Origin of the sequence: Dinoroseobacter sp. S124A (genome assembly GCF_049801015.1) — a bacterium.
Lineage (GTDB): Bacteria > Pseudomonadota > Alphaproteobacteria > Rhodobacterales > Rhodobacteraceae > Dinoroseobacter.
The window spans coordinates 907,414-926,110 of sequence record NZ_JBNAGD010000001.1 but is presented as its reverse complement, the minus strand read 5'-3'; the positions used below and the strand labels follow the sequence as shown (position 1 = coordinate 926,110).

Here is an 18,697-nt window from a genome sequence, read left to right as displayed (position 1 = left end):
ATGAAACCAATCCGGTGTTGTCTGACACCACGGTACAGACTGGAGAGCCGATGACCGTGAACGATGAGGGCCGCTTGCGCCTTGGCTGGGGCAAGCGGTTCATCCCATCCGCCTTACTCATCGATATGCCCCGCCCGCAATCCGTCGCGCACCCGGTTCGCGATCTCGATGAACTCGGGCGTATCGCGGATCTCCAAGGGGCGCTCCCTCGGCAGGGAACTGTCAATCACATCCGTGATCCGCCCCGGGCGCGGTGACATCACGACGATCTTGGTGCTGAGATAGACCGCCTCGGGGATCGAATGGGTGACAAAGCCAATGGTCTTTTCCGTGCGCGCCCAGAGGGCGAGCAGCTGTTCGTTCAGATGATCCCGCACGATCTCGTCCAGCGCGCCGAAGGGCTCATCCATGAGCAGGATATCCGCGTCAAAGGCCAGAGCCCGCGCGATTGAGGCGCGCTGCTGCATCCCGCCCGAGAGCTGCCAGGGGAACTTCTTGGCAAACCCAGCCAGATCGACCAGCTCCAGCACGCGCGCCACGCGCTCGGCCTGCTCGGACTTGGAATAGCCCATGATTTCCAGCGGCAGGGACACATTCCGCGCTATCGTTCGCCAGGGATAGAGCCCGGCTGCCTGAAACACATAGCCATAGGCCCGCGCCTGCCGCGCGGCGTCCGGGCTCATGCCGTTGACGCTGAGCGTGCCGCCCGTCGGATGCTCGAGCCCCGCCACCGCGCGCAGGAAGGTCGTCTTCCCACAGCCCGAAGGACCGATGAACGACACGAACTCGCCCTTGCCGATCTCAAGGTTCACGCCCGACAGGGCATGGACCGGGCCATCATTCGTCTCGAAGACCAGATCCACATCCCGCGCCGAGATCACCGCCTCGCGGGTCTGCGCCGCGCGCGCAGCGGGCGGCGCCACCGGGTCGGTCGCACTGCCTTGCTCCGGGGGCTCATACCGCCACGCGCCCTTGCGCTCGGCCAGCTCCGACTCCCCGGCCAGCGGTGTCGAGGGGGTCACTTTCGCAGCTGCGGTCTGCCCCTGTTTGGGGGCTTCGGGGTCGTGGTCGAACCCGTCAATCTCTTCTCGACTGAGCATGGAGCGCGCTTAGACCCCGCTCGCCGGAATGCCGGTGCGTTCAACCTTGCGGGGGGCGGTCAGCTCCTTCCAGGTGCTGAGCGCCTTGGCCACGGGGGTGACCGGCGGACGCTCGACAAACTTGCCATGGCCTTCCTGGGTCGTGACGGCGCCATCCATCACGGCGACCTGACCGCGGGTCAGGGTGTGACGCGGCAGCCCCTTGACCTCCTTGCCTTCGAAGACATTGTAATCAATGGCTGATTGCTGGCTCTCGGCCGTGATCGTCTTGGACTTCTCCGGATCCCAGACCACGATATCGGCATCCGCCCCCACAAGGATCGCGCCCTTCGTGGGATAGCAGTTCAGGATCTTGGCGATATTGGTCGAGGTCACGGCGACAAACTCATTCGGGGTCAACCGCCCGGTGGCCACGCCTTGGGTCCAGAGCATGGGCATCCGATCCTCCAGCCCGCCGGTCCCGTTCGGGATCTGGGTGAAATCGCCCACGCCATTGCGCTTCTGCGCGGTGGTGAAGGCACAGTGATCCGTCGCCACCACCGACAGCGAGCCCGACTGCAACCCGGCCCAAAGGCTGTCCTGATGCTTCTGATCCCGGAAGGGCGGCGACATCACCCGGCGCGCGGCATGGTCCCAATCGGGATGGGCATATTCGCTCTCATCCAGGGTCAGGTGCTGGATCAGCGGCTCGCCATAGACGCGCTTGCCCTGCATCCGCGCCCGGCGGATCGCCTCATGGGCCTCTTCGCAGGAGGTGTGGACGATATAGACCGGCACGCCCGCCATATCGGCGATCATGATCGCGCGGTTGGTGGCCTCGCCCTCCACCGCAGGGGGGCGGGAATAGGCATGGGCCTCGGGGCCGTTATTGCCTTCGGCCATCAGCTTGGCCTGCAGATCGGCAACGATATCGCCATTCTCTGCATGCACAAGCGGCAGCGCCCCCAGTTCGGCGCAGCGCCGGAAGGACGCGAACATCTCGTCATCATTCACCATCAGCGCGCCCTTATAGGCCATGAAATGCTTGAAGGTGTTGATGCCGCGCTTGGTGACCGCGTCCATCTCGTTGAAGACCTGCTCGCCCCACCAGGTGATCGCCATGTGGAAGGAGTAATCGCAATTGGCGCGGGTCGACTTGTTGTCCCACATCTGGATCGCGTCGAGCAGTCCCTGCCCCGGGCTCGGCAGCGCGAAATCGACGACCATGGTCGTGCCACCCGAAAGCGCGGCGCGCGTGCCGCTTTCGAAATCATCGGAGGAATAGGTGCCCATGAAGGGCATCTCCAGATGGGTATGCGGGTCGATCCCGCCGGGCATGACATAGCAACCGGTCGCGTCGAGCTCTGTATCCCCCGAGAGCCCCTGCCCGATCTCGACGATCTTGCCGCCCTCGACCAGCACATCGGCCGCATAGGTCAGGTCGGCGGTGACCACTGTTCCGTTCTTGATGACTGTCGACATGGGTTTTCTCCGTCTCGGTTTGGCGACCCCGGGCACTTGCTCGGTGCAGGGCGGGGTCTTGGCTCGTGTCAGTCTTTGTAATCCGGCGCGTCCCTGTCGAGGAGGCGCTTCATCTCGGCGAAATGGGCAAACTCCGCCTGCTTGTAGGTCTGCCATTCGGCGGCGGTGGCCTCGGCCAGCGCATCCGGCAAAACGGCGAGCGGTTGCCCGGTGGAATAGGCCAGCACGAGGGTCCGCGCGGCACGCTCCAGGTGATAGAGCGCGTCCCAGGCCTCGGCCACGGTGGCGCCAAAGGTGGTGACCCCGTGGTTCTGCATCATCACGGCGTGGTGCTGCCCCACGGAGCGGGCGATGCGCGCGCCCTCCTCCGCCTCGCTGGCAATGCCGCCAAAGGACAGGTCATAGGCAATGCGCTTGTACCAGCGCGCGGTGACCTGATCGATCGGGTGGATCGTCGGATCCTTGAGCGCCGCCAGCGCCGTGGCATGGGGCGGATGCAGGTGCAACGCGACCCGCGCCTGAGGCACCTCGCGATGCAGCGCCGAATGGATCGACCAGGCAGAGGGGTCCGGCGCATCGGGCCGCTCCATCGTCGCGGGATCGTCGGCGTCGCAGAGGACCAGATCGGACGCGCGGACCCGGCTCCAATGCATCCAGCGCGGGTTGACCAAAAAGCGTCTGCCATCCGCCGAAACCGCCGCCGAGAAATGGTTCGCCACCCCCTCATGCCAGCCCTCGCGGCACGACAGGCGCAGGGCCGCGGCCAGATCGATCCGCAGTTGGGTCTCATCCAAGTCAAGGGCCACGCGGGTCATCATTCGAACTCAGTCATAAAACGAAAGTGCCAGAAAAGGAGCCTCGTTGTTTGTCACCAACCTCCAATTCACAAATGCAGTACACTCATTGAGGTCTTCCCAGATTTTCGGCGCTTTCTCCTTGATCACCTTAGCCGACTTAACGGACATGCAAACTACCGCCTTGTCTGGAACGACGAAATCACAGTCATTAGATTCGTCGTTCAATCGACTCATGAGATCAATCCAAGCATCCCAGCTTCGCCCATAGAAATAGGGAAAGCCAAATGCCTCCGAGAAGGTGGTGTGAACGGCTTCATCGGTCAGGCATCGCTTTCCATCAATCTCAACGACAACAAAGGCCGGTCCGAGTTCCTCGGTCGGCACCTTTCCAGTTCTCTCTGCTTTCGGGCCCGCTTCCATTTACTCAAGTTTCTCAAGGATCGCAGATCAGCTGCTGATCAGCATCCATGAGCGGCGCGCCGGTTTGCGGCTCTGTCGCCTCGATAGCGATGCCGTAGCAACCATTCTTGTCCCGGATGAGCAGCGAAGGCGGCACGCCCTCGGGCAAGGCTGCGAGCGCGCGGGGCGAGATATCCTCCAGAAGCGGCACGCCCGCCTCGTCGGTCAGCGGCTCACAGGCCGCGAGGCCCAGCATCAGCGCGCCGAATGCAACAATCCGCGTCATGCCACGATCTCCGCCGTCTCGACCACCGCATGGAACAGCACATTCGTGCCCGCCGTGGCCCATTCCGGGCTGATCTCTTCGGCCTCGTTATGGCTGAGCCCGTCCACGCAGGGGCACATCACCATGGAGGTCGGGTAAAGGTCATTGATCCAGCAGGCGTCATGCCCCGCGCCGGAAACGATATCCATATGAGAATACCCGAGCCGCTCCGCCGCGTTGCGCACGGCCGTCACGCAGCCCGCGTCAAAGGCGGGCGGATCGAACTGGCCGACGATCTCGGACGAGAACTCGACCCCGATCTCCTCGCAGAGCTTGGGCGCTTTCTCGTCGAACTCGGCGACCATGGCTTTGAGCTTGTCCAGAAGATGGGTGCGCATATCCACCGTGAAAACGACCTTGCCCGGGATGATGTTGCGCGAGTTGGGATAGACGTCGATATGGCCGATCGCGCCGACGGCGTTGGGCTGGTTTTTCATGGCGATCTCGTGGACCAGCTCGGTGATCCGTGCGAGGCCGCGCCCGGCATTGCGCCGCATATGCATGGGGGTGGAGCCCGTATGGCTCTCCTTGCCGGTCACGGTGCATTCGATCCAGCGCAGGCCCTGGCCGTGGGTGACGACACCGATTTCCTTGTTCTCCGCCTCGAGGATCGGGCCCTGCTCGATATGCAGCTCGAAAAAGGCGTGCATCTTGCGCTCGCCCACGGGCTCATCCCCGACCCAGCCGATGCGCTCGAGCTCATCTCCGAACCGCTTGCCCTCTGCATCCACACGGTCGTAGGCCCAGTCCTGCGTGTGTTTGCCGGCAAAGACGCCCGAGGCCAGCATGGCGGGGGCGTAGCGGGTGCCCTCCTCATTGGTCCAGTTGGTCACCACGATGGGATGCTTGGTCTTGATGCCCAGATCGTTGAGCGAACGGATGATTTCCAGCCCACCCAGCACGCCGAGCACCCCGTCATACTTGCCGCCCGTGGGCTGCGTATCGAGATGGGAGCCCACATAGACCGGCAGTGCGTCCGGGTCCGTCCCCTCGCGCCGCGCGAACATATTGCCCATCGTGTCCACACCCATGGTGCAGCCCGCCGCCTCGCACCAGCGCTGGAACAGGGCGCGGCCCTCGGCATCCTCGTCGGTCAGGGTCTGGCGGTTGTTCCCACCCGCGATCCCCGGGCCGATCTTGGCCATTTCCATCAGGCTGTCCCAGAGACGAGCGCCATCGATCTTGAGGTTCTCTCCCGGTGCTGCGCTGGCGGCGTCTGTGTCGGCTGGCATCGCTCTCTCCTGGTCTTAGGTCTGGTCTTCACCCGCGCTCAGCTGCTGCAGGATCTGCAGCGCGCGCGGGGCGTCCGCCTCGGGGACGAATACATGGTCATGGTGCAAAGCGGCCACCATGTTGCAAGGGATATTTGCAGCCGCGAGCGCGGTCGAGACAGCCGCCGTCAGGCCCACGCCATCCAGAGCCGAATGCACGTCAAGGGTGATCTGCCGCATGGCATCCGGAGTGCCGGCGGGAACAGGCCGGATGACCGAGACACCCTCCTCCTCCCGGAACCAGCCGAGCGCGTCCTCCGCGACCGCTAGGTCGGTCGCGGCTACGAAGCCATAAACCCCGTCGCACAAGCGCGGCGACATCAGTCGCACCATCTCTGCCCCGTCGCGCACCACCATGGCGTCAGTCCAGCGCCATGAGGACGTCGCGCAGGGTCTCGACCAGCTGGTCGATCTGCGGCTTCTCGATAATCAAGGGAGGCGACATGGCGATGATATCGCCCGTGGTGCGGATCAGGATCCCCTTTTCATAGGCATCGAGAAACGCCTGAAACGCGCGCTTGGTCGGCGCGCCCGCGATGGGCTCAAGCTCCACCGCGCCGATCAGGCCAAGATTGCGGATATCGATCACATGGCGCGCATCCCGCAGGGAGTGCAGCGCCTCCTGCCAATAGGGCTCCAGCTCCAGCGCACGCGCGAACAACCCGTCCTCGCGATAGGTCTCCAGCGTGGCGAGCCCCGCCGCCGCCGCCATGGGATTGCCCGAATAGGTGTAGCCATGGAAAAGCTCGATCAGGTTTTCGGGCCCCTGCATGAAGGCGTCATGGATATGGCTGGCGCAGAGCACGGCACCCATGGGGATCACCCCATTGGTCAAGCCCTTGGCGCAGGTGATCAGATCCGGCGTCACCCCGAAGCGTTGCGCGCCAAAGGCCGCCCCCACGCGGCCGAACCCGGTAATGACCTCATCAAAAATCAACAAGATCCCATGATCTTGCGTGATCTTCCTCAAGCGCTCCAAATAGCCCTTTGGCGGCAGGAGCACGCCGGTCGAGCCCGCCATGGGCTCGACAATGACCGCCGCAACTGTCTCGGGCCCGTGCAGGGCGATGATCCGCTCCAGCTCATCGGCCAGATGCGCCCCATGCGCCGGCATGCCCTTGGACCATTGGTTTTCCGGGATATGCGTATGGGGAAGGTGATCAACACCGGTCAGCAACGCACCGAAATGCTTGCGATTATTGACGATACCCCCAACCGAGATCCCACCGAAATTGACCCCGTGATAGCCCCGCTCCCGCCCGATTAGCCGGGTCCGGCCCGCCTCGCCACGCGCCCGGTGATAGGCAATCGCAATTTTCAGAGCCGATTCAACGGCCTCGGATCCGGAATTCGTGTAAAAGACATGATCCATACCCTCTGGCGCGATCTCGACCAGACGATTGGCAAGCTCGAACGCCTTGGGGTGGCCCATCTGGAAGGCGGGCGCGTAATCAAGCTCCGCCGCCTGGGCCTGAATCGCCTCGACAATCCTGGGGCGCTTGTGCCCCGCATTGCAACACCAGAGCCCCGCTGTCCCGTCCAGCACCTGCCGCCCTTCGGCGGTCGTGTAATGCATGCCCTCGGCGGCCACGAACATGCGCGGGTTCGACTTGAACTGTCGGTTTGCCGTGAACGGCATCCAGAACGCACTCAGATCGTTCGGTCGGGACTTGGAATCCAAGGCCATGGCAGTCTCCCTTCGCGTCGCTCACACAGTTTGACCAAATGGTCCAATTCAGGCTATCAAAGCGCAGGAGCCAGTCAAGCTTAGCCCGCCCCAGACAGCCCACAGATCGCCGATCCGCACATCTGTTCCGCGTTTCGCTTGTGAATCAAGCGCGGTTAACGTGTACTGATCCTATGCCAGCTCGTGTGTTTCGACGTGCACTATTTTCAGAAGGCCCCCTTCAATGCCCCGCGCCCCTTCCAACGCCGCCCAGGACAAGCCGCCGCTCCGACAAACCCGGATCCAGAAAGCCAAGCGCGAGGCGATCCTCGACGCCGCGCTGGATGTCTTTTCGCAGCACGGATTTCGCGGCGCGACGCTCGACATGATCGCCACCCGGGCCGGGCTCTCGAAGCCGAATGTGCTCTACTATTTCGCGGGCAAGGAAGCGATCTATACGCAGGTCCTGTCGCAGATCCTCGAGACATGGCTCGATCCGCTGATCAGCATGGATGCTGAGGGCGACCCCATGCAGGAGCTGCGCGCCTATGTGGGTCGCAAGCTTGAGATGGCACGTGAATTTCCCCGTGAAAGCCGTTTGTTTGCAACGGAAATCCTGCAAGGCGCGCCAGAGATCGAAGGCCTTCTGAGCGGCGATCTGCGCCGCCTTGTGGATGAGAAGGCCAAGGTCATTGCCGGTTGGAGCGCGGCGGGCAAGATCGCGCCAGTGCACCCCAAGCACCTGATCTTCTCGATCTGGGCCACGACCCAGCACTACGCGGATTTCCGGACCCAGATCGACATGGTGCTCGGCACGGGCGAGGACCCGTTCCCCGATGCCGCACAATTCCTCGATCATATGTTCGCGCGACTTCTTGCCCCGGCGCCGGAGGGCGCATCCGGCCCCGCGAGCGGCCCCTCTTAACGCCCCGGTAAGACTTCGGTGATAGGTCTGAATGCGGTGGGCGGCGTTATGAACCGCGAGGCGTGTCATGAAGATCGAGGGGCACAGACCATATTTCGATACCGGCCCGGGGGTCTCCCCCATGGGTCCACAGCAATCTCTGCCGCAATCGGGCCAAAGGATCCCGGATGCGGTCACGCGTGTTGCCAAGGCGAGCGGCTCCGCATCGTCCCATAGCCGTCAGGCGGGCGAAGCGGCGACACTCACCGAGCTCAAGCAGAAGGCCGACAAGGAGGCCAAGTCCACGGATGTCACCGGTGCCGAGGCGCCACGGGATCCTCTGGACGAGGCACAGGCGCGCAATGCGCTGTCCTATCGCGAGCCGACCCTGCCCAGGCTCAGCGCCGAGGCTCTGGCCACCGCCCTGATGACGGCGGAACCGGACAAGGCGATGGTGCCGCGCGTGCTTCCGGCAGACATGGCGGCGCAGGACGAGTAGTCCTGACGCCGGCCTGTCATTCCGCGGCCTGTGCCGACGGATTGTTCGGATGCGTGGTCCAGTTGGCGTATGTCTTTTCGACCACCTTACCCGTGCGTGGGTCCACCTCGCCCGGGGTCATCTCGATCATGCTGATGCAGTCCTCCACGGGGCAGACATTGACGCAGAGGTTGCAGGCGACGCATTCCGCGTCGATCACTTCGAACACGCGGTCTTCGCTCATGGAGATCGCCTGATGTGACGTGTCCTCACAGGCCGCGTAGCAGCGCCCGCATTTGATGCAGGCGTCCTGATCGATCTTGGCCTTGGCCACGTAGTTCAGGTTCAGATACTGCCAATCGGTCACATTCGGCGTGGCCCGCCCGATGAGGTCGGACAGTCCCATCTCTCGCTCGTCGAGATACTGGGACAGGCCGGTGATCATCTCCTCGACGACCTTGAACCCATAGGTCATGGCCGCCGTGCAGACCTGCACATTGCCGGCCCCGAGGGCGAGGAATTCCGCCGCGTCGCGCCAGGTCGTCACCCCGCCGATCCCCGAGATCGGCAGGCCCGCCGTCTCCGCATCGCGGGCAATCTCGGCGACCATGTTGAGGGCGATCGGCTTGACCGCCGGGCCGCAATAGCCGCCATGGGAGCCCTTGCCGTCGATGCTCGGCTCCGGGCTGAAACTGTCGAGATTGACCGAAGTGATCGAACTGATGGTGTTGATCAGGCTGACTGCATCCGCCCCGCCGGATTTCGCCGCTCGCGCCGGATAGCGGATATCGGTGATGTTCGGCGTGAGCTTGACGATCACCGGCATGCGCGTGTGCTGCTTGCACCAGCGCGCCACCATCTCGATATACTCGGGCACCTGCCCCACGGCAGAGCCCATGCCGCGCTCGCTCATCCCGTGGGGGCAGCCGAAATTCAGCTCGATCGCGTCGGCGCCGGTATCCTCGACCAAAGGCAGGATCTTCTTCCAGGGTTCCTCTTCGCAGGGCACCATGAGGCTGACGATCATCGCCCGGTCCGGGTAGTCACGCTTGACCTGCTTGATCTCGCGCAGGTTCACCTCCAACGGGCGGTCGGTGATCAGCTCGATATTGTTGAGGCCCAGCAGTCGGCGATCCGCCCCCCAGACCGCGCCATAGCGCGGGCCGTTCACGTTCACCACATGGGGGTCAAAGCCCAGCGTCTTCCACACGACACCGCCCCAGCCAGCCTCAAAGGCGCGGCGGACGTTGTATTCCTTGTCCGTCGGCGGCGCGGAGGCCAGCCAGAACGGGTTGGGCGATTTCACCCCGACAAATTCAGATCGCAGATCAGCCATGTCCAGTCGTCCTTTCTGAAGGCAGCGCCTCCGGTTAGCCCATCAGGCTGGCGTGAATGTCTTCGGCAGCGTCGCGCCCTTCGGCCACGGCAGTGACCGTCAGGTCCTCGCCTCCGGTCGCGCAATCGCCCCCGGCCCAGACCGATGGCATGTCCGTGCGCCCGGTCTCGGAGACGGCGATCTTGCCGCCCGTGATCGTCAGCGCCTCGGGCGCCCCTTCGAGGGTCTGGCCAATGGCGCGCAGCACCTGATCAGCGGCCACCACGCGGGTCTCGCCGGTCTCGCGCAGCCCGTCCGGGCCGCTCTCGGTATAGGCAAACTCGACCCCGTCGCAGGCCCCGTTGCCGAGGATCCGCTTGGGCTGCGCGTTATAGAGGATGCGGACGCCTTTGGCGGTGGCCAGCTCCTGCTCGAACAGGCTCGCGCTCATGGCGGATTTGTCCCGCCGGTAGGCGATGGTGACATCCTCGGCCCCCAGAAGCCGCGATTGCACGGCGGCATCGACCGCGGTCATCCCGCCCCCGATCACCACGACGCGGCGGCCCACGGGCATGTCGGCCTTGTTATCGGCCTGACGCAGGGCGGCGATGAACTCCACCGCGTCGGCGACATTGTCCTTGTCAGCTCCTTCGATGGCGAGCGCGTTCACGCCCGCAAGGCCGATCCCGAGGAAGACCGCGTCATACTCGTCGGCCAGCGCGGTCAGATCCAGATCGCGCCCCAGCGCCTTGCCCTGATGGAGGGTGATCCCGCCAATCCGGAGCAGCCAGTCGACCTCGGCCTGGGCGAAATCATCCACGGTCTTGTAGGTCGCGATGCCATATTCGTTGAGCCCGCCGGGCTTGGTATTGGCGTCATAGAGGTCGACCGCATGGCCCTTGAGCGCGAGACGGTGCGCACAGGCAAGCCCCGCCGGCCCTGCCCCCAGCACCGCGATGCGCTTGCCGGTCTCAGCCGCGCGGGTATAGGGGTGATCGCCCTGCGCCATGAGCGTGTCGGTCGCATGGCGCTGCAAACGGCCGATCTCCACCGGTTTGCCCTCGGCCGCCTCACGGACGCAGGCCTCCTCGCAGAGGGTCTCGGTCGGGCAGACCCGGGCGCACATGCCGCCCAGAATGTTCTGGTCAAAGATCGTCCGGGCCGCCGCCTCGGGCGTGTCCGTGGCGATCTGCCGAATGAAGAGCGGAATATCGATGCTGGTCGGACAGGCGGTGATGCAGGGCGCATCATGGCAGAAATAGCACCGATCCGCCGCGACGCGCGCTTCGTGCACCTCGTAAGGGGCATGCAGGTCGGTAAAATTCGCCTCAAGCTCATCCTCGGACAAGCGGGCCTTCACGACACCGGGAGTGTGCGGGTTTGCAGACATGTTGGCTACCTTTGACGCGGGTGACTGAAGAAAACGCTACACGGCGCGAAAATTTTATCAACTGGTAAATTTTTTATGACCCGCATTCGGCGGCGCCGTGATCGCGAATTCTGCGGGTTTGCCGGGAAATCCGGCGGTTTTTGCATGGATCCCTCCGGTTTCAGGCCTGAAACAGCTTGCCGGGGTTCAGAATATTGTCCGGATCCATCGACTGTTTCACCGCCGCCATCATGTCGAGCGAGGTCTGACCCAGTTCGCGCCCGAGGTATTTCGCCTTGCCCTGCCCGATCCCATGCTCGCCGGTGCAGGTCCCGCCCAGCGAGATCGCCAGATCGTTCAGCCAGCCCACATAAGCCTCGGCCCGGGCGCGCGCGGAGGGATCCTCCGGATCGATGAGGAGCGCGACATGGAAATTCCCGTCCCCCACATGGCCCACGGTGGGCGCGATGAACCCTTCGGCTTCGGCCTTCTCCGCCGAGGCGGTGACCGCTTCGGCCAGTTTCGAGACCGGCACGCAGACATCCGTGACAAAGACATCCGCCCCGGGCCGCAGGGATTTCATCGCCCAATAGGCATCATGGCGGGCCTGCCACATGGCCGTGCGCGCCTCGGCATCGGCGGTCCAGTCAAAGGCCAGCGCGCCATGCTCGGCGGCGATCTCGCCAAAGGTCTCGGATTGCTCGGCCACGCCCGCCTCGGAGCCGTGGAACTCCAGCAACAGCAGCGGCGCTTCGGGCAGGGACAGTCCGGAATAGGCGTTGATCCCCCGGATCGACACGACGTCGAGAAACTCGATCCGCGCCACGGGCACGCCGTACTGGATCGTCTCGATCACCGCGTTGCAGGCCTCGGCCACGCTCGGAAAGCTGCAAGTCGCCGCCGCCACCGCCTCGGGGATCCCGTGCAGCCGCAGGGTCAGCTCGGTGATCACCGCAAGCGTGCCCTCGGACCCCACAAGCAGTCGGGTCAGGTCGTAGCCCGCAGAGGTCTTGCGCGCCCGCTGCGCCGTGCGCATGACCCGGCCATCGGCGGTCACGGCCTCGATCGCCATCACCGCGTCGCGCATGGTGCCATAGCGCACCGCATTGGTGCCCGAGGCCCGGGTCGCGGCCATCCCGCCGATCGAGGCATCCGCGCCGGGATCGACCGGAAAAAAGAGGCCCGTCGCGCGCAACTCTTCGTTCAGGGCCTTGCGGGTGATGCCGGGCTGGACGACGCAATCCATATCCTCGGGATTCACTGCCAGCACCTTGTTCATCTCGGAGAAATCCAGCGACAGCCCCCCCAGCGGCGCGTTCACATGCCCCTCCAGAGACGTGCCGGTCCCAAAAGGCACAAGCGGCATGCCATAGGCCGAACAGATCCGCAGCACCTCTTGAACCTCCGCCGTCTCGCGCGGGAAGAACACCGCATCGGGGGGCTGGGTTTCGAGCCATGTGGTCGTATGGGCGTGCTGGGCCCGCAGGGCCGCGCCGGTCTGCAGCCGGTCGCCAAAGCTCTGACGCATGACGTCGAGCGCGGTGGCAATCCCTTCGGCATTTCGGCGCAAGGGGGTCTGGTCGTTCATCGAAACTCTCCTCCGGGTGGGACCAGAATGCCCCGCATCCCGCCCCCATGCAACTGCAGGCAGATCGCGCTTGCGGTCCCTGCCCCCGCGCCGCAAGGTCGCGACGATATCCCCGATTCCCGCATTGTCATGACACAGCTTCAAACCGCCAAGGCCCGGGCACAGGCCCTTTTCGCAGATCTCGACGCCGCCGGGGCTGCAGGCATGACCGCCGCGCTGGCGCGTCATGTGACCCCGGACTGGCACTGGCGCGGGGTCGCGCCCTTTCACGAGCAGACTGGTCCCGAGGCCGTCAGCGCGGCCTTCTGGACCCCCTTGGCCGAGGCGATGCCGACCCTCCATCGCCGTCAGGATGTGTTCTTTGCGGGCCAGAGCGATCGGGCGGCAGCCCCGGGGATCTGGGTCTGCTCCATGGGGCATCTGACCGGGCTGTTCGACCATGACTTTCTCGACATCCCGGCCACCGGGCGGCTGACATGGCTGCGCTATGCGGAGTTCCACAGGGTCGAGGGCGACCGGATCACCGAGAGCGCGACCTTCATCGACATCCTTTCGCTGATGCATCAGGCGGGGGTCTATCCCCTGCCCCCGGCCACGGGGTCCATGGCGATCTATCCGGGTCCGCGCACCCATGACGGGCTGCTCACCGGGCCCCACGATCCGGCAGAGGGCATCGCCACACTGGAACTGATCGAACGGATGGTGGCGGATCTGAGCGCGCTCAACCAGTCAGGCAATGACCGGGCCGGGATCGAGATGCTCCGGAAAAGCTGGCATGACGATATGAGCTGGTACGGGCCTTACGGGATCGGGGCGACCCAGACCCTGCGCCGCTATCAGGAGCAGCACACCTTCCCCTTCCGGCTGAGCCTCGGCGACAAGACCTTCAACGGCCATGTGGCCCGCTTGGCCGAGGGCAATTACGGCGCGTTTTTCGGCTGGCCCAACCTGACAAATACGACCAAGGGCGGGTTCATGGGGCTTCCGGGCGCGGGCTCTCCGGCGGATATGCGCGTGGTCGATGTCTATCGCCGCGAGGGCGACAAGCTGGCGGAGAACTGGGTCTTCATCGACATGCTGCACTACCTGCAGATGCAGGGGCTCGACGTGCTGGAGCGCAACCGGCAGCTGCGGCGGATCTCACACCCCTGACGGGGCGCGGGCGATCAGCGAACCGGCCAGGACCTGGATCTCGACCACCGAGCCCACGGGCGGCACTGCCCCCGCGATGCGCACCGAAACCACCGGCCCCTCGCGTAGGCTGACCGCGCCGATCGCGCGAGTGGCATCGGGATCATCGCCAAAGGCCGCCTCATCGCCCAGCGGGATCACCCGTTCCAACGTGCCGAGACAGGCCGAGGCGCGCCATTCCAGCTGCGTCTCGTTACAGTTTTCGCAGCGAGTCGTTGGGGGGGCCCAACTGGTGCCGCATGCCAGACAGGTCTGGATCATGAGACGCCCTTCGGCGAGCCCGTCATAGAAGGGCCGTGTGGGGTCGGATAGAAAATCAAAACTCATTGCGTCTCCGAAGCCTGTGGCGGCGGCAGTTGATCGGATCGCTCCCATGCGGCTGCCTTCTGGCGGCGCATATCCCAAGCCAAGTGTTAACGGCTGACATCGGCTCTGGGAAGAAGTTATTGCACCTGCAACAAGGTACCGCAGGGGCAGTCAGCCGAGGCTGAGCAAATGGCCCCCATCGACCACGAAGACCGCCCCGGTCGTGGCACGCGCGCCGGGCCCCACAAGGCCGAGCACGGCGGCGTCCAGATCCTCGGGCTGGGCGAGCCGTCGCTGCGGGATGCCGCGGATCATCTTTTCTCCCGCCGGGGTCGCAAAGAAGGCGGCATTGATCGGGGTCTCGGTATAGCCCGGGGCGAGCGCGTTCACCCGCACCCCGTCGCGGGCCATCTCCAGCGCCATCGCCTTGGTCAGCTGGATCAGCCCAGCCTTGGAGGCCGCGTAAGGCCCGACCGTCTTTAGCAGACCGAGCCCGAGAATCGACGCGACATTGAGGATACAGCCCTGCCGCGCCACGAGCCCCGGCGCAAACGCCTTGGAGACACGCCATGCCCCCTTGAGATTGGTGTCGAGCACCCGGTCCCAATCCTCCTCCTCTGTCTCCATCAACATCCTCTGCCCCGAGACGCCGGAATTGTTGATCAGGATGTCGACCGCGCCCACGGCCTCTGCCGCTGCCTGCACCGAGCCCGGATCGGTCACGTCCATCACGGCAATCTCTGTGCCGATCTGTTCCGACCGGAGCTGCGCGCAGTAGCGTTCGAGCGTGCCCTGACTGCGCGCGGCCAGCACGACATCCGCCCCGGCCTGGCCAAGGGTCCGCGCCAGATGCGCGCCGATCCCGCTGGACGCGCCGGTGATCAGCGCCCGCTTGCCCGTCAGGTCAAAGAGCCGCCGGAAGAGCGCGGTCTGAGACGCGCTCATGCCCCCGTCCGGATCGCAAGCCCATCAGCGCCGAAAAAGGACAGTTTTTCAGGATCAAAGCTCAGCCCCACATCGGCCCCCGGCGTCAGAGCCGTGTCGCCGATCACCCGCGCCGTCACCCGGCCCAAGGGGCCGCAATCGAGCACCAGAAGCGTGTCCGCGCCGAGATACTCGACCACATCCACGCGCCCGTCACAGGCCCCGGTCCCGGCGGAACCCAGCGTGATATGTTCGGGCCGGATGCCCAGATGGGTCGCGGGATGCGGGCCCGCGAAGTCACCGCCGCGCCCGCCCTCAAGCTGGAACGCGCCGCCGCCCGTGCTGCAGGGCATCACGTTCATTTTCGGGCTGCCGATGAACTGGGCCACGAAGAGGTTGGCGGGGTTCTCATAAAGCTCGCGCGGCGTGCCCACCTGCGCGATCTTGCCAAACTCCAGCACCACGATCCGGTCGGCGAGCGTCATCGCCTCCACCTGGTCATGGGTGACATAGATCATCGTGGTATCGAGGCTCTGATGCAGCTTGGCGATCTCGTACCGCATCTCGACCCGCAGGGCCGCATCGAGGTTCGAGAGCGGCTCGTCGAAGAGAAACGCCGTGGGCGCGCGCACGATGGACCGGCCAATGGCGACCCGCTGACGCTGCCCGCCGCTCAGATCCTTGGGACGGCGGTCGAGATAGGCCTCAAGCTTGAGCACGGCGGCGGCGGCATCGACCTTCTCGCGGATCTCGGCCTCGGGTGCCCCGGCTGTTTTCAGCGAGAACCCCATATTGTCGCGCACGGACATATGCGGATAGAGCGCGTAGGACTGGAACACCATGGTCAGCCCGCGCTTGGCAGGCGGGTGGTCCGTGACATCCTCGCCATCGATCAGGATCGCCCCGCGCGAGGTGTCCTCCAGCCCGCCGATCATCCGCAGCAGGGTGGATTTCCCGCAGCCGGACGGGCCGACAAAGACCACGAACTCCCCATCCTTGATCTGCAGGTCGACCCCCTTGATGACCTGCACATCGCCGAACCATTTCTCGACCTTGTTGAGAGTTATGCCGCCCATCGTCCCCTCCGCGCCTTCGGGCTGGCCCAGCCGAGCCAGATGGCCGCTGTCCAGGTGAAATCCTTGCCCCCTGCCGGTGCCCCGGTCAGCGGGTCGAAATACTCGGCAAAGCCGTTGCCCGCGATCAGCCGCACGGTGGAGGCGCGCAGGGCCGCGCCCTCGGGCCGGCCGGCCTCATCCAGACCCATGGCGATCAGCATGTTCATCATCGCCCAGGTCGGCCCCCGCCAATACCGCTTGGGCTCAAAGGCCGGGCTGTCGGGATCATGGCTCGCCACGCCGAACTGCACCTTGGACTGGACGCGGGCATAGACCGCGGCGGTGGTCTTGGGATCGACCCGGGCATACCAGCACAGAAAGGCGGCGTTGCTGACAGCATCGGCCCAGTCCCCGGTCACCGCATCGCGGCAATCATAGGCGCCCAGCTGCGCGTTCCAGAGCGTCTCGGCCCCGGCCTCCAACTGCGCGATCCAGTCTGGCAGCGGGCCCGTGTCGAGCCCCAGCTCCGCGCCAAGCCACATCAGGTCCCGGTGGCCCCGCAGCAGCGTGAAATGCATGGTCGGATCGGCCATGCGGAACGGGTTCACATCGCGCAGATGGGCCTGATCCCAACCGCAGTCATGGCCCTGCTTCACGAGCCAGAGATAACGGTCGTAATCGGCCTTTTTCGGGCGCATGCTCGGGTCCACATGGCCTGTATCGCGCCGCTCATAGGGGGCGATGCCGCTCGGGTCGATCCGCGCAAGCGGTCCGTCCCAGTCCGGGGCATTGTCGCGCCCGGCCTCCCAGGGATGGGTCAAGCAGACCGCGTCCCGGTCCAGCCGCCACTCCATGAACCAGCGATGCCAGGCAATGAATTTCGGATAGAGCGCGCGCATCCGTTCGGCCCCCGCACCCGGGTCGAGCTCATAGACCAGCCGGGCCATGGTCGCCGCAATCGCGGGCTGGCTGATCCCCGAGGACGGCACCGGCCCCACACCGCCCCAGATGTCGGGGCCGGGGAAATAGCTCGGATCGACCTTGTGGAACTGGATATGCGGCACCATCCCGTCGGGCCATTGCCCGGCCATGAGCACCTCAAGCTCGCGCCATCCGCGATCGAGATCGAACATCGCGTAGCCATAGGCTGCAAAGGCGCTGTCCCAGTTCCACTGATAGGGATAAAGCCCGGCGGTGGGCACGGAATACCCGCCCCGGTCATTCATCCGCAGGATGCGCTCGGCCTCCGCGTCCAGCGCATCCACATCCATTGATAGATCCTTCATCCCTTCACCGATCCGGCCGTCAGGCCCTTGGTCATGAACCGCTCCAGCCCGAGGAAGATCGCCATGATCGGCACGGTCGCGATCACCGCCCCCGCCATCAGGTGCTGGCGCGGGATCTCCGAGCTGTTGAGGCTGGCAATGCCCCGTGTGAGCGTGAATTTCGACGGGTCGTCGAGCAACATGAAGGCCAAGAGGAACTCGTTCCAGGCGATCATGAACACATACAGGCTCACCGAGGCCAGCGCGGGCAGTGCGAGCGGCAGGGTGATCTTCCAGATCACCTGCAACCGGTTGAGCCCGTCCATGAGGCCCGCCTCCTCGACCTCCGCCGGCAGGCCCCGGAAATAGCCCTGCAACATGTACAAAGCCACGGGGATCGTCGTGACCGGATAGATCAGCACGATGCCAAAGATGGTGTTGCGCAGCCCGGTGACGGAAAAGGCGATATAGATCGGCAGGGCCAGCACGATCATCGGCACCATGTAGATCAGCAGGATCGAGCGCGAAAACGCCGCCCGCCCGGCAAAGCGCAGCCGCGCCACTGCATAGGCCCCGGGGATCGAGAAGGCGAGCGTGATCAGAACCGTCAGCACCGAGACCAGGAACGAGGTCCAGAGATAGGTGCCGAAATTGAACTGACCGAAGAGCTCGGTATAGGACCGGAACAGGTCCCAGCCCTGGCTCAGATCCAGCGAGAAATCGAGCGGGTTCTGCAACAGCGCCTGCTGGGATTTCAGGCTGGTCATCACCATCACGTAAAAGGGGATGATCACGATGGCCGTGAAGAAGATATAGCCGAACCCGGTCAGAAACCGGATCACCGCGGCCTCGAATTCATGGCGATTGAGCGCGCCCGCGGGCATCTCATGCAGGATCGCGCTCATGGACCAGACGAAGATCCCGGCAAGGGCCAGCGCCGCAACCCCGCGCGCCACAAGGCTCACGCCCTCGCCCATCACCAGCGGTCCGATCCCGACCAGCACCAGCGCGGCCAGCGCCACCGCCGCGCCCGCCTGCACAATCCGGTCGCCCGCGCGCAGGGGCAAAAGCGCCCCGATCGCCGCCCCCCAGATCAGCGATAGCAGGGTCGCCGGCTTGAACGGATCGCCCGTGGCAAAGGACATGGTCACCGCCACGGTAGTCGACAGAACCACCATCCAGAGCGCGCCCAGAACCGGCCCGGTCACAAGGCCATGCCAGAACATCTTCACGCCCGGCCCTCCTCATTGTTCCCAAAATACTCCCGCCGGAGGCCCGCGTTG

At 64.8% G+C, this 18,697-nt stretch carries 19 protein-coding genes; 3 read left to right on the top strand and 16 right to left on the bottom strand.

The features are described 5' to 3' along the window. Positions 1 to 113: 113 nt before the first annotated feature. The 8 genes from ACP15I_RS04585 to ACP15I_RS04550 form a co-directional block, all read right to left on the bottom strand. Complete coding sequence (locus ACP15I_RS04585) at positions 114 to 923, bottom strand: ABC transporter ATP-binding protein (protein WP_424974120.1); 810 nt, start codon at positions 921 to 923, stop codon at positions 114 to 116. Between the two features lie 186 nt (positions 924 to 1,109). Beyond that, positions 1,110 to 2,561 (bottom strand): dihydropyrimidinase, encoded by a 1,452-nt coding sequence (hydA, locus tag ACP15I_RS04580; protein ID WP_424974069.1) that lies wholly within the window; start codon positions 2,559 to 2,561, stop codon positions 1,110 to 1,112. Between the two features lie 68 nt (positions 2,562 to 2,629). Then, entirely contained in the window at positions 2,630 to 3,367 is a 738-nt protein-coding gene (locus ACP15I_RS04575) for a class II aldolase/adducin family protein (protein WP_424974068.1), read from the bottom strand. A gap of 18 nt (positions 3,368 to 3,385) precedes the next feature. Beyond that, positions 3,386 to 3,778 (bottom strand): barstar family protein, encoded by a 393-nt coding sequence (locus ACP15I_RS04570; RefSeq protein ID WP_424974067.1) that lies wholly within the window; start codon positions 3,776 to 3,778, stop codon positions 3,386 to 3,388. Between the two features lie 13 nt (positions 3,779 to 3,791). After that, positions 3,792 to 4,043, bottom strand: a complete 252-nt coding sequence (locus ACP15I_RS04565) for a hypothetical protein (RefSeq protein WP_424966616.1) — start codon at positions 4,041 to 4,043, stop codon at positions 3,792 to 3,794. Further along, positions 4,040 to 5,314, bottom strand: coding sequence for a Zn-dependent hydrolase (locus ACP15I_RS04560; protein ID WP_424974066.1), 1,275 nt, complete (start codon positions 5,312 to 5,314; stop codon positions 4,040 to 4,042). Before ACP15I_RS04560 ends, ACP15I_RS04565 begins: the two co-directional genes overlap by 4 nt. A 15-nt stretch (positions 5,315 to 5,329) precedes the next feature. After that, positions 5,330 to 5,710: an ACT domain-containing protein gene (locus ACP15I_RS04555; protein ID WP_424974065.1), complete on the bottom strand. Its 381-nt coding sequence runs from the start codon at positions 5,708 to 5,710 to the stop codon at positions 5,330 to 5,332. Positions 5,711 to 5,714: 4 nt separating this feature from the next. Next, positions 5,715 to 7,040: an aspartate aminotransferase family protein gene (locus tag ACP15I_RS04550; protein ID WP_424974064.1), complete on the bottom strand. Its 1,326-nt coding sequence runs from the start codon at positions 7,038 to 7,040 to the stop codon at positions 5,715 to 5,717. Between the two features lie 223 nt (positions 7,041 to 7,263). Between ACP15I_RS04550 and ACP15I_RS04545 the strand changes: the two genes are divergently transcribed. Continuing rightward, on the top strand, positions 7,264 to 7,944 hold the full coding sequence (locus tag ACP15I_RS04545) for a TetR family transcriptional regulator C-terminal domain-containing protein (RefSeq protein WP_424974063.1): 681 nt from the start codon (positions 7,264 to 7,266) through the stop codon (positions 7,942 to 7,944). 121 nt (positions 7,945 to 8,065) lie between these two features. Further along, a complete protein-coding gene (locus tag ACP15I_RS04540; protein ID WP_424966621.1) occupies positions 8,066 to 8,422 on the top strand; it encodes a hypothetical protein in 357 nt (118 codons plus the stop codon). A gap of 16 nt (positions 8,423 to 8,438) precedes the next feature. On the opposite strand, the gene preA is transcribed toward ACP15I_RS04540, so the two are convergent. The 3 genes from preA to ACP15I_RS04525 all read right to left on the bottom strand — a co-directional run bounded on the left by preA (position 8,439) and on the right by ACP15I_RS04525 (position 12,673). Next, positions 8,439 to 9,737: an NAD-dependent dihydropyrimidine dehydrogenase subunit PreA gene (gene preA / locus ACP15I_RS04535; protein ID WP_424974062.1), complete on the bottom strand. Its 1,299-nt coding sequence runs from the start codon at positions 9,735 to 9,737 to the stop codon at positions 8,439 to 8,441. A 34-nt stretch (positions 9,738 to 9,771) separates the two neighbouring features. Continuing rightward, on the bottom strand, positions 9,772 to 11,106 hold the full coding sequence (locus ACP15I_RS04530; RefSeq protein ID WP_424974061.1) for an NAD(P)-dependent oxidoreductase: 1,335 nt from the start codon (positions 11,104 to 11,106) through the stop codon (positions 9,772 to 9,774). Positions 11,107 to 11,266: 160 nt separating this feature from the next. Further along, positions 11,267 to 12,673: an FAD-binding oxidoreductase gene (locus tag ACP15I_RS04525; protein ID WP_424974060.1), complete on the bottom strand. Its 1,407-nt coding sequence runs from the start codon at positions 12,671 to 12,673 to the stop codon at positions 11,267 to 11,269. Between the two features lie 129 nt (positions 12,674 to 12,802). Between ACP15I_RS04525 and ACP15I_RS04520 the strand changes: the two genes are divergently transcribed. Beyond that, positions 12,803 to 13,825: an ester cyclase gene (locus tag ACP15I_RS04520; protein ID WP_424974059.1), complete on the top strand. Its 1,023-nt coding sequence runs from the start codon at positions 12,803 to 12,805 to the stop codon at positions 13,823 to 13,825. On the opposite strand, the gene ACP15I_RS04515 is transcribed toward ACP15I_RS04520, so the two are convergent. From ACP15I_RS04515 to ACP15I_RS04495, 5 genes are all read right to left on the bottom strand, one after another. Beyond that, entirely contained in the window at positions 13,814 to 14,191 is a 378-nt protein-coding gene (locus ACP15I_RS04515; protein WP_424966626.1) for a Zn-ribbon domain-containing OB-fold protein, read from the bottom strand. The two genes, ACP15I_RS04520 and ACP15I_RS04515, sit on opposite strands and share 12 nt — an antisense overlap. A gap of 150 nt (positions 14,192 to 14,341) precedes the next feature. Beyond that, positions 14,342 to 15,115 carry an SDR family NAD(P)-dependent oxidoreductase gene (locus ACP15I_RS04510; protein ID WP_424974058.1) on the bottom strand — a complete coding sequence of 258 codons (774 nt, stop codon included), beginning with the start codon at positions 15,113 to 15,115 and terminating at the stop codon, positions 14,342 to 14,344. Beyond that, positions 15,112 to 16,170 (bottom strand): ABC transporter ATP-binding protein, encoded by a 1,059-nt coding sequence (locus ACP15I_RS04505; protein WP_424974057.1) that lies wholly within the window; start codon positions 16,168 to 16,170, stop codon positions 15,112 to 15,114. The genes ACP15I_RS04510 and ACP15I_RS04505 overlap by 4 nt, the downstream gene beginning before the upstream one ends. After that, on the bottom strand, positions 16,158 to 17,435 hold the full coding sequence (locus tag ACP15I_RS04500; RefSeq protein ID WP_424974056.1) for an MGH1-like glycoside hydrolase domain-containing protein: 1,278 nt from the start codon (positions 17,433 to 17,435) through the stop codon (positions 16,158 to 16,160). The genes ACP15I_RS04505 and ACP15I_RS04500 overlap by 13 nt, the downstream gene beginning before the upstream one ends. Continuing rightward, positions 17,432 to 18,646 carry a carbohydrate ABC transporter permease gene (locus ACP15I_RS04495; RefSeq protein WP_424974055.1) on the bottom strand — a complete coding sequence of 405 codons (1,215 nt, stop codon included), beginning with the start codon at positions 18,644 to 18,646 and terminating at the stop codon, positions 17,432 to 17,434. The genes ACP15I_RS04500 and ACP15I_RS04495 overlap by 4 nt, the downstream gene beginning before the upstream one ends. Between the last annotated feature and the right edge of the window lie 51 nt (positions 18,647 to 18,697).

What these genes read in the sequence shown, in the direction of transcription:
- ACP15I_RS04515 (WP_424966626.1), bottom strand. Translation starts at nt 14,191, where the DNA reads ATGAGTTTTGATTTTCTATCCGACCCCACACGGCCCTTCTATGACGGG.
- preA (WP_424974062.1), bottom strand. Translation starts at nt 9,737, where the DNA reads ATGGCTGATCTGCGATCTGAATTTGTCGGGGTGAAATCGCCCAACCCG.
- ACP15I_RS04550 (WP_424974064.1), bottom strand. Translation starts at nt 7,040, where the DNA reads ATGGCCTTGGATTCCAAGTCCCGACCGAACGATCTGAGTGCGTTCTGG.
- ACP15I_RS04560 (WP_424974066.1), bottom strand. Translation starts at nt 5,314, where the DNA reads ATGCCAGCCGACACAGACGCCGCCAGCGCAGCACCGGGAGAGAACCTC.
- ACP15I_RS04525 (WP_424974060.1), bottom strand. Translation starts at nt 12,673, where the DNA reads ATGAACGACCAGACCCCCTTGCGCCGAAATGCCGAAGGGATTGCCACC.
- ACP15I_RS04555 (WP_424974065.1), bottom strand. Translation starts at nt 5,710, where the DNA reads ATGGTGGTGCGCGACGGGGCAGAGATGGTGCGACTGATGTCGCCGCGC.
- hydA (WP_424974069.1), bottom strand. Translation starts at nt 2,561, where the DNA reads ATGTCGACAGTCATCAAGAACGGAACAGTGGTCACCGCCGACCTGACC.
- ACP15I_RS04510 (WP_424974058.1), bottom strand. Translation starts at nt 15,115, where the DNA reads ATGAGCGCGTCTCAGACCGCGCTCTTCCGGCGGCTCTTTGACCTGACG.
- ACP15I_RS04540 (WP_424966621.1), top strand. Translation starts at nt 8,066, where the DNA reads ATGGGTCCACAGCAATCTCTGCCGCAATCGGGCCAAAGGATCCCGGAT.
- ACP15I_RS04530 (WP_424974061.1), bottom strand. Translation starts at nt 11,106, where the DNA reads ATGTCTGCAAACCCGCACACTCCCGGTGTCGTGAAGGCCCGCTTGTCC.
- ACP15I_RS04500 (WP_424974056.1), bottom strand. Translation starts at nt 17,435, where the DNA reads ATGAAGGATCTATCAATGGATGTGGATGCGCTGGACGCGGAGGCCGAG.
- ACP15I_RS04505 (WP_424974057.1), bottom strand. Translation starts at nt 16,170, where the DNA reads ATGGGCGGCATAACTCTCAACAAGGTCGAGAAATGGTTCGGCGATGTG.
- ACP15I_RS04545 (WP_424974063.1), top strand. Translation starts at nt 7,264, where the DNA reads ATGCCCCGCGCCCCTTCCAACGCCGCCCAGGACAAGCCGCCGCTCCGA.
- ACP15I_RS04565 (WP_424966616.1), bottom strand. Translation starts at nt 4,043, where the DNA reads ATGACGCGGATTGTTGCATTCGGCGCGCTGATGCTGGGCCTCGCGGCC.
- ACP15I_RS04520 (WP_424974059.1), top strand. Translation starts at nt 12,803, where the DNA reads ATGACACAGCTTCAAACCGCCAAGGCCCGGGCACAGGCCCTTTTCGCA.
- ACP15I_RS04570 (WP_424974067.1), bottom strand. Translation starts at nt 3,778, where the DNA reads ATGGAAGCGGGCCCGAAAGCAGAGAGAACTGGAAAGGTGCCGACCGAG.